The following is a 9270-nucleotide window of genomic DNA, read 5'->3' on the forward strand; positions in this document are numbered from 1 at the left end:
TACCGGAGCAACCGGCGCTACGGGTGCCACCGGCGCCACCGGCGCAACAGGTGCAACTGGCGCTACGGGCGATACCGGCCCGACCGGAGCAACCGGCGCCACAGGTGCGACCGGCGCCACCGGCGATACCGGAGCAACGGGCGCCACCGGCGCCACAGGTGCGACCGGCGCCACCGGTGATACCGGAGCAACCGGCTCGACCGGTGCGACCGGAGCAACAGGTGCGACTGGCGCTACCGGCGATACCGGAGCAACGGGAGCAACCGGAGCAACAGGTGCCACCGGCGCCACGGGCGATACCGGAGCAACGGGTGCGACCGGAGCAACCGGCGCCACAGGTGCGACCGGCGCCACCGGTGATACCGGAGCAACGGGTGCAACAGGTGCGACCGGCGCTACGGGTGCAACGGGTGCGACCGGCTCGACAGGCGCAACCGGCGCGACTGGAGCTACTGGAGCTACCGGGGCGACTGGAGCAACCGGCGCCACAGGTGCGACCGGCGCTACGGGTGCAACGGGTGCGACCGGCTCGACTGGAGCAACGGGTGCGACAGGCGCAACCGGCGCTACGGGTGATACCGGAGCAACGGGCTCGACAGGTGCGACCGGAGCAACAGGTGCGACCGGCGCCACCGGCGGTACCGGAGCAACGGGCTCGACGGGTGCGACCGGAGCAACCGGCGCCACAGGCGCGACCGGCGCTACCGGCGATACCGGAGCAACGGGCTCGACGGGTGCAACAGGTGCGACCGGCGCTACGGGTGCAACGGGTGATACCGGAGCAACGGGTTCGACCGGGGCCACTGGGGCGACTGGAGCAACCGGCGCCACTGGTGCTACGGGCGATACCGGCTCGACCGGAGCGACCGGCGCTACCGGTGCGACCGGAGCCACAGGTGCCACGGGCTCGACGGGTGCGACCGGAGCCACCGGCTCGACTGGAGCAACGGGTGCGACAGGTGCGACCGGCGCCACGGGTGCCACCGGCTCGACTGGGGCGACCGGCGCTACCGGAGCTACAGGTGCGACCGGCGCCACGGGTGCCACTGGCGCTACCGGCTCAACTGGAGCAACGGGCGCGACCGGAGCGACCGGCGCGACCGGAGCCACAGGTGCCACGGGCTCGACGGGTGCGACCGGAGCCACCGGCTCGACCGGAGCAACGGGTGCGACAGGTGCGACCGGCGCTACGGGTGCCACGGGCTCGACCGGAGCAACGGGTGCGACTGGAGCAACGGGTGCGACAGGTGCGACCGGCGCCACGGGTGCGACTGGAGCTACCGGAGCTACTGGCTCGACAGGTGCGACCGGCGCCACCGGTGCGACTGGAGCTACCGGAGCTACTGGCTCGACAGGTGCGACCGGCGCCACCGGTGCGACTGGAGCAACGGGTTCGACCGGCGCAACCGGTGCAACCGGCGCCACGGGTGCCACTGGAGCCACCGGAGCTACTGGCTCTACTGGGGCGACCGGCGCTACGGGTGCCACGGGCGCGACCGGTGCGACCGGAGCTACCGGCGCGACTGGAGCTACCGGAGCAACTGGCTCGACTGGAGCTACCGGAGCAACTGGCTCGACTGGGGCGACTGGAGCAACGGGTGCGACCGGCGCAACGGGTGCAACCGGCTCGACGGGTGCCACCGGGCCGGGCGGCGCAACGGGCCCGACCGGAGCGACCGGCCCCGGCGGCGAGACCGGTGATCGCGACAAAGGCAACAACGGCCATGGCAATGATCCTGACCACAACGACAGCAGCAATCCTGGGAAGGGACATTCCAACGATGGCACTGATGCCGATGGCTCGCCTGGCCATCGCACCGCCGCGGTCACGGCCAACTCGCTCGGGCTCAAGGACACGACGCAGTTCCTGCAATCCGGCTCGACCGACAGTGATGCCGTCAGCCATGCGTCGTTCCGTCAGCTTGTCAGCCAGGCCGCCGGTTCGGTGACGACCGACCTCCTGAATGTTCTCAACACGATCAGGGGATTTGGTCAGAACCAGAACAAGCCGTTGGGTGCAAGCACCGACCTGACCTCGGATCAGAACAAGCAGGGTGCCGGCTTCGCCAACAGCGACGACACGGTGAAGAAGGCGCTGAAGGACATTCTGAAGCCGCATGACTGAGCATGAGTGAGCAGGAATGGCGATCGGACAGACGACGATAGAAGCCGGTCCAAAGCTGAGAAGCGGGCGCGCGGGCTTTGCCGAAGGGCAGGGCCCGCGCGTTCGGCCTTTCCGAGTGGTTAAGGGGCTCGCGCGACCGACCGCCGTGGAGTATCATCAGCGCCACCAGAGATTCCGGCGGGACTGGTCCGCCGCGGGCAATGTCGAACCACCGCCTGCCTACCCGAAGGCGAGTCCATGGTGAACGTTCCTGGGAGTGCTGAAATCCAGCCTGTGGAGCTGCGCGCCGGGACCGCGGCCGACCCGACCGGCATGCCCGGCGGCACCAGCGAAATGGGGCGGAGTCCCGGTGGCCCCGCCGAGTTCGACCAGGTCGGGCCGCGCCTCAAGGCGATGCTCCGGGTCGCGCGCTATCACGGTATCGAGCTCGATCCGAACGAATTCAGGGCAGCGAGCGCAGGCCCGTTTCCAAGCGCTACCGACCTGTCGGAATGGGCGCAGAACGGCGGCATGTGGTCCCGCGCAGTGCGTGTTCGCTGGTCACACCTGTTGCGCTTTCAAGATACCGGACCAGTCGTTCTCTTGTTCAGCGATGGCGGCGCCGGTCTCCTCACCGGGGCGAGTGCCGAGCGCAACGTGGTCTTCCTCAAAAGTCCGGAAGCGCCCGACGATGGTCCATCCACCGCTGTCGACGAGTTGCGCCTGTCGCAGGTGTGGACGGGCGAGGCGGTGCTGCTGCGAAACGCGCGATCCTATGTTGCCGCGGATGCGCCTTTCACCCTTCGCTGGATCGCCGAACTGGTGCGGCTCGAAAGCCGGCCGCTTCGCGACGTGGCCATCGCCTCCTTCACACTCAGCGTTCTGACCATTTTGCCGCCGCTCATCGTCATGACGGTGGTCAACAAGGTATTGCAGTTCAACAGTGTCTCGACGCTGTTGCTCTTGTCGGCCATAGTCGCTGTCGTCTTCGCATACGAGACGCTCCTGGGCCACGCGCGGCGACTGATCATCAACGTCGTCGGAGCCCGCCTCGACACCAAGCTGCAGCTGCACGTTTTCAGCCGCCTCTTGCGTCTGCCGCTCGACTATTTCGAGCGCCACCCCGCCGGCGAGACAATGTACCACCTCGCGCAGGTCTATCGAATCCGCGAGTTTCTGACAGGCAAACTGCTCAGCACGTTCCTGGACCTGATCACCCTGTGCGTGCTGCTGCCGGTGATGTTCTATATCAACGTGACGCTTGCCTGGATCGTCGTTGCCTGCGCAGCGGTGATCATGCTGATCATCCTTGCCTTCCTGAAGCCGCTGCGCCGAAGGTACCAGCGGGTGATCGAGGCCGAGACCTGGAAGTCGGCGGCGCTGGGCGAAACCGTTGTCGGCATTAAGACCGTGAAGGCGCTTGGTCTCGAGCCGCAACGCAAGGCGCTTTGGGACGAGCAGGTGGCGGAGGCGGGAAGCGCGCGCCTCTCCTTCGGGCAGTTCGCCAGCTGGCCGCAGACCCTGGTTACGCCCATTGAACGCGTAATGGTGCTCGGCACCATGCTGATCGGCGCCTATCTCGCGATGAGCGACAGTTCCGGCTATATGGTCGGCGGTCTGTTCGCCTTCATGATGATCTCCCAACGCGTCGCCCAGCCGCTGGTCGGGTTGGTGCGGCTGATCGAAGACTACGAGGAGGTGGGGGCGGCAATCGGCGAGGCGGCATCCGTCCTTAACCGGCCGTTGGAGACGAGTTCGAACTCCCTCGGTCTGCGGCCAAGGCTCCTCGGCGAAGTTACGTTTAGCGATCTGACGTTCAGCTACATCGGTACCAAGACGCCCGCCCTCGACCGGGTCAGCTTCCACATTCCGGCTGGGACCATGTTCGGCATTGTCGGGCGGAGCGGGTCGGGAAAATCGACCATCGCGCGGCTGCTGCAGGGGATCAACCGGGATTACAGCGGGTTCCTGAAGCTGGACGGCGTCGACCTCAAGGAAATCAACCTGCGTCATCTTCGCCAGGGGCTCGGCGTGGTCCTCCAGGACAATTTCCTGTTCCGCGGGTCGATCCGCGACAACATCATCGCCGGGCGCGCAGGCTTGACGCTGTCCGATGCCATGCGTGCCGCGCATCTGGCCGGCGCGGAAGAATTCATCGAACGCATGCCGAACGGATACGACACCTACATCGAGGAAGGTTCGCCCAACCTTTCGGGCGGTCAAAAGCAACGGCTGGCGATCGCGCGCGCCCTCATCCACGATCCGACCATCCTCATTCTCGACGAGGCCACCAGTGCTCTCGACCCGGAAAGCGAAGCGGTCGTCAGCGCCAATCTCATGCGCATCGCCAGCGGCCGCACCATGATCATCGTCTCGCATCGGCTGTCCTCGCTCACCGACTGCGACCAGATCCTGGTCATGGAGCAGGGCAAGGTTCTCGACGTCGCTTCGCACACCGTCCTGCTCGAACGATGCGCGCTCTATCGCCAGCTGTGGTCGCAGCAGAACCGACATTTGGACAATCGTGGCGGCCGGCCGGCGGCCGTACCGCCGCGATTGGTTTGACGATGTGGTGCCGCAACGGGGTCGAGATTGAAATGGTGGTTCTCGCCAAAGATGAGTTGGATAACAAGGGCCGGTAAGCCATGAGTAGCACCTCGCTCACCGTCCGCCAGGCTCGCTGGCGCCGAGCGAAAACGAACGATCCGACGACGCCGGCCATACTCGAGTTCCAATGGCCGTCGACAGCAGTCTCGAATGCGCCGATTCCTCGGGCGGCGCGCGGCATCGTATGGATGATTTCGAGCCTCGTGATCGTCTTGATCACCGTGGCAGGACTGATACCGGTCGACCAGGTCGTGACGACGAGGGGGCTCGTGGTTTCACAATCGCCCAACATCATCGTGCAGCCGCTGGAGACGGCGATCGTCCGCTCGATCGAAGTGCGCGAGGGACAGCATGTGCAAGCCGGCCAATTGCTTGCACGTCTCGATTCGACCTTCGCCTCGGCAGACCTGCAGGCCTTGGCCATGCAGGTCTCTACGCTTGAGGCCGAAGTGGCACGGTTGAAGGCGGAGGCCGACGGCAAGGAGTTCAACTATGACGGCCTCGACCCCAGCTGGACCCTGCAGGCCTCGATCTTCGAGCGCCGCAAGGCGGTCTACGAGGCTAAGCTGGAGAATTTCGATCGGCAAAGCGATGAACTCACTTCCGTGATCTCGCGCGCGCAATCTGATGCCGCTGGCTACCGGCAGCGGCTCTCCGTCGCGGCATCGATAGAACAGATGCGCAAGCAGCTGGAAGAAAGGCAAGTCGGGAGCCGCCTCAATACCCTGCTGGCCGAGGACAATTCGGCCGAAATGTCGCGCGCGCTCGGCAACGCCGTGCAGACGGCGGAAGCTGCCAGGCGCCAGCAGGCTGCGGTAGCCGCCGACCGCGCCGGCTACATTCAAGGCTGGCGCGCGGAAGTCTCGCAAGGTTTGTCGGAGGCGAGCTCTCGCATGTCCGACGCGCGCGAGCTCTTCAACAAGGCAAAGCTGCGCAAGCAACTGGTCGAGCTGAAAAGCGAAGGAGATGCCATTGTCCAGTCCGTGGCAAAGGTGTCGGTCGGCTCGGTCCTGCAGTCGGGCGAGCGCCTGATCACGCTGGTGCCCGCCAAGGCGCCGCTCGAGATCGAGACAAATGTCGTCGGCCGAAGCAGTGGCTTCGTCCATGTCGGCGATCCTGTCGTCATCAAGTTCGATACCTTCCCCTATTCGCAATACGGCCTCGCTCACGGCACCGTGCGCACGCTCAGTCCGGATTCCTTCTCCGCTCAGGAGCAAGCCCGCGATCCAGACAGTTCGCTGGCAATGCTGCCCTCGAACACAGAACCGTTCTATCGGACGCGCATTTCCATCGATCAGGTCGCGCTGCATGACGTACCCGCCGGGTTTGCCCTCACCCCCGGCATGCCGGTGACCGCCGACGTTCAGGTCGGCCGGCGCACGGTGCTCAAATACATGCTTGGGGTGATGCTCCCGATCGGTCAGGAAGCGATGCGCGAGCCGTAGTCTGCAGCTCAAGAGGAACCGGAGCAGCCAGAGGCTGGCATCGATGACAATTCTGGATCGCCTGACTGGTTTGGCTAGCCCATCCGTAGCATTGCGCAGGGCGACCCAGCTTGCTGAAAATGGCAAGCCCACCGAGGCCTTTCCGCTCTTCGCCACGGCTGCGCGTGCGGGCATAGGCCAGGCCGAGTATCGGGTCGCGCGTTGCTATCTCGAAGGTTCCGGCGTGCCGCCCAGCCGGGCAGAGGGGACGCGCTGGCTGCGGCGAGCAGCGGATCACGGGAGCGCTGATGCGCAGGCGCTTCTCGCCGCACTTTACGTGACCGGGATGGCGACAGCCGAGGCTGACAAGGGCTCCGAGTCGGAACGCCTGTTCGTGGAGGACACGACGAGCGAGCCAGACTTTGCGTCAGCGCTCGACCTTGCCACGAAGGCGGCCGAGGCCGGCTCCGCCACCGGCCAGGCACTCCTCGGCTACATCCTGACCAGCGGTCCCGAACCGATGCGCGACGCGGATGCTGCCTGTAAGTGGTACGAGCGGTCGGCTGCGGCCGGCTGCGCCGAAGGAAGCCTTGGTTTTGCCCTTTCGCTGGCACGGCGGGGTCTGTCGGCAGACCGGTCCAGGATTGCCGATGAGGTCCGGCGGGCGGCGGACGCTGGCTTGCCGACAGCGATCTATCTTCTCGCGATCCTGACCGAACATGGCCTCGGTGTCGCTGGCGACCTTGCTGGCGCGGTGCGACTATATCAGTCAGCTGCGGAGAAGGGGCTTGCTGCGGCCCAATTCCGATTGGGTCTGGCGCTTGTCGACGGGAGCCTCGGCGACCAGGATCCTATGGCTGGAGAGGCCTGGATACGGCGTGCGGCATTGGCGGGTAATTTCGAGGCGGCGAATCTCCTCGGCGATCGTTACGTGAAGAGCCGGCCGCCCGACTTTTCAGAGGCGGCAATTTGGTATCGTCGTGCGGCCGAGGGGGGGCACCAGGCCGCCGCCCGTGCGCTGGCCTCTCTCTACCTGACGGGAAACGGTGTCGCCAGGGACGAGCAAGAGGGGGCGCATTGGCTGCGCACCGCCGCAAGCAGCGGGAACCGGGCAGCGCAAGTCGATCTGGCCAATCTTGTTCTTCAGGGAGCCGGCGAGCCGGACGATATCACGAGCGTAGCGGGGTGGTTCGAGGCGGCCGCATTATCGGGCGACCTTATCGCCGCCTTCAATCTCGGGCTATGTTTCGCCAAAGGCGTCGGCGTGCACCAGGATGAAACTCGCGCCGCGCAATGGCTGAGGCGCGCGGCTGAAGGCGTGGCTGAGGCTCAGTACATGTATGCGCGCATTCTCAGGGACGGGCGCGGCGTGGCTGCCGACGCGCAACAGGCTCGTGCCTGGTTTGCCCAAGCGGCCGAAGGCGGCATGCTCGATGCGCAAGTGGCACTTGCTGAGATGCTGCTCAATGGCAGCGGAGGCAAACGCTCTCCCGAAGCCGCAATACAGCTGTTCCGACGGGCTGCTGCCGACGGACATGCCGGCGCAATGTTTGCTCTCGGCGCGCTGCAGAGCTCCGGCGAGGGACTGCCGGTCGATCACGTGGCGGCGCAGAAATGGTTTGCGGCCGCGGCCGAGCGTGGGCACGGGCAGGCCCAACTGATGCTCGGCCGATATTTCTCGAAGGGCCTAGCCGGAGAGCACTACCCGGCAGTCGGCCGCCTTTGGCTCGAGCGAGCGGCGGCGCAAGGTCTTGAGGAAGCGGCCGACGAACTTTCCGAATTGGCCGGCTGAGGCATTCACTGCCAAGGCTTAGCACCGGCATCGGTCGCGCCCGACTACTGCGCGCCGGGCGTCCACTCAGGCAGCGGCGCTAGGCTGTGGTTGAACTGTTTCCACCACATGGACTTATCGATCTCGCAGCAGGCGAGAAGCAGGTTATGCGCCTTCTCGAAAGCCTGGGTAGCGATTTCATCAAAGGTCATCTGCGCGTCGTACGGGACCGACACCACCAGTTCCTGACCGGTTTGTGTGCCGCCTTCGTCGACCTGAAGATAAAGCCAAACGACGAAATGCGCGCCCTGGCCATTCGCGTCGGCGTTGCCGATCTTGATGCGGTCGATGCCTGCTGCAGTGACTTTCATGCCGAAGTCCTTCATTTTGGGATTCATGGAATTCCAGAAGTTCGCAGCAATCAGAAAGGTTCCGGGACCGCTGTTCCTATGGTGAAGCATTGATAAAGAGGTACCACCTGGCTGCCGGGCGGGGCGCAAGCGGCCACGCGCGCACAACCTCGGTCCGAACCCTGGACGTCCGATCGTCGCCGTCTTGCCCTACTGACGGTGCCATGTGATGGTTTTATATAACCTATTGATTTAATTGAATAAGCTTAGGCCCGGATGCCTCTATGCAGCAGCATCGCAACGTTGCCTTTTGACGGCGGAGCCCAGGAACGCTCCGTTGCCAGCAAACCTTCGCGCGTCGGCCCGTCGACCGATCAACCGCGCGCCGAAGGGCTGTTCATTGCAACGCACTGGGATGGCGCGCGTTTTATTGATTGGCAGGGCGGTGACCAATGTGTGAGCGCCGCTTCATAGGCTGACAAGTCGGAGGCGATTAGGTGGCTAAGTTCAAAGAAGCCCTTGAGCGCGGCAAGAAAGCTCCTCGCCAGCAAAAGGAGGATGCGAACGCCAAGGTGCCGGATTTCGGCACCCAAGCCAGGGCCTGGCTGGACGATGTCGTTGTTGCGTCGTTGGTAGCGGCCAAGGCAGAGGTGTCGGGCGAGATGACCATCGACATAGACACCGTTCCGCGGGGCCGTGACAAAGCGCTGACGCCCTCTGTTCGGTTTCGAATCTACCGAAAGCCGGAAGTGAAAAACACCGCCGGAAGGGTATTCACCGTCAACGTTCACGTCAGTGGGGAGGTGTCGGTTTCGTCACCCGGTATGGTCGCCGAGGATGTTGGAAATATAGGGAACAGGTCCGGCGAGAGGTTTCGCAATTTGGTTGTCAAGCTGATCGAAGACGCCGCTAGGGACATGAGCTAGCCCGACTGTCATGCTCGATTGGTCGACCCGGCCGAGGAGATCCCCACCTCAGCTCGGCCTTCTGGTCGTCAGGCAGAAAATCTTTCAC

Annotated in this window: 5 protein-coding genes and 1 pseudogene; 5 read left to right on the top strand and 1 reads right to left on the bottom strand. The window is 64.8% G+C overall.

Features of this window, described 5'->3' with window-relative positions; translation table 11 throughout:
• The 4 genes and pseudogenes from EOA60_RS08095 to EOA60_RS08110 all read left to right on the top strand — a co-directional run.
• Nucleotides 1–2125, top strand: a pseudogene (locus EOA60_RS08095) (hypothetical protein); the annotation flags it as partial.
• Between the two features lie 237 nt (nt 2126–2362).
• Nucleotides 2363–4669 (top strand): peptidase domain-containing ABC transporter, encoded by a 2307-nt coding sequence (locus tag EOA60_RS08100; protein WP_245322557.1) that lies wholly within the window; start codon nt 2363–2365, stop codon nt 4667–4669.
• A gap of 80 nt (nt 4670–4749) precedes the next feature.
• Entirely contained in the window at nt 4750–6156 is a 1407-nt protein-coding gene (locus EOA60_RS08105) for an HlyD family type I secretion periplasmic adaptor subunit (protein WP_127334987.1), read from the top strand.
• Between the two features lie 43 nt (nt 6157–6199).
• The gene (locus tag EOA60_RS08110; RefSeq protein WP_095826409.1) at nt 6200–7927 is read left to right on the top strand and encodes an SEL1-like repeat protein; all 1728 of its coding nucleotides are present in this window, start codon (nt 6200–6202) and stop codon (nt 7925–7927) included.
• A gap of 44 nt (nt 7928–7971) precedes the next feature.
• Here the strand turns inward: EOA60_RS08110 and EOA60_RS08115 are convergent, their stop codons facing one another.
• Nucleotides 7972–8292, bottom strand: a complete 321-nt coding sequence (locus EOA60_RS08115) for a hypothetical protein (protein ID WP_127215447.1) — start codon at nt 8290–8292, stop codon at nt 7972–7974.
• A 461-nt stretch (nt 8293–8753) separates the two neighbouring features.
• On the opposite strand from EOA60_RS08115, the gene EOA60_RS08120 reads away from it, so the two are divergent.
• Nucleotides 8754–9182 (top strand): hypothetical protein, encoded by a 429-nt coding sequence (locus EOA60_RS08120; RefSeq protein ID WP_095826407.1) that lies wholly within the window; start codon nt 8754–8756, stop codon nt 9180–9182.
• Nucleotides 9183–9270: the final 88 nt, after the last annotated feature.

It is taken from the genome of Mesorhizobium sp. M1A.F.Ca.IN.020.06.1.1 (assembly GCF_004023265.1).
Lineage (GTDB): Bacteria > Pseudomonadota > Alphaproteobacteria > Rhizobiales > Rhizobiaceae > Mesorhizobium.

Excerpts from the sequence above, each read along its gene's own strand:
- EOA60_RS08100 (WP_245322557.1), top strand. The coding sequence starts at position 2,363 with ATGGTGAACGTTCCTGGGAGTGCTGAAATCCAGCCTGTGGAGCTGCGC.
- EOA60_RS08105 (WP_127334987.1), top strand. The coding sequence starts at position 4,750 with ATGAGTAGCACCTCGCTCACCGTCCGCCAGGCTCGCTGGCGCCGAGCG.
- EOA60_RS08110 (WP_095826409.1), top strand. The coding sequence starts at position 6,200 with ATGACAATTCTGGATCGCCTGACTGGTTTGGCTAGCCCATCCGTAGCA.
- EOA60_RS08115 (WP_127215447.1), bottom strand. The coding sequence starts at position 8,292 with ATGAAGGACTTCGGCATGAAAGTCACTGCAGCAGGCATCGACCGCATC.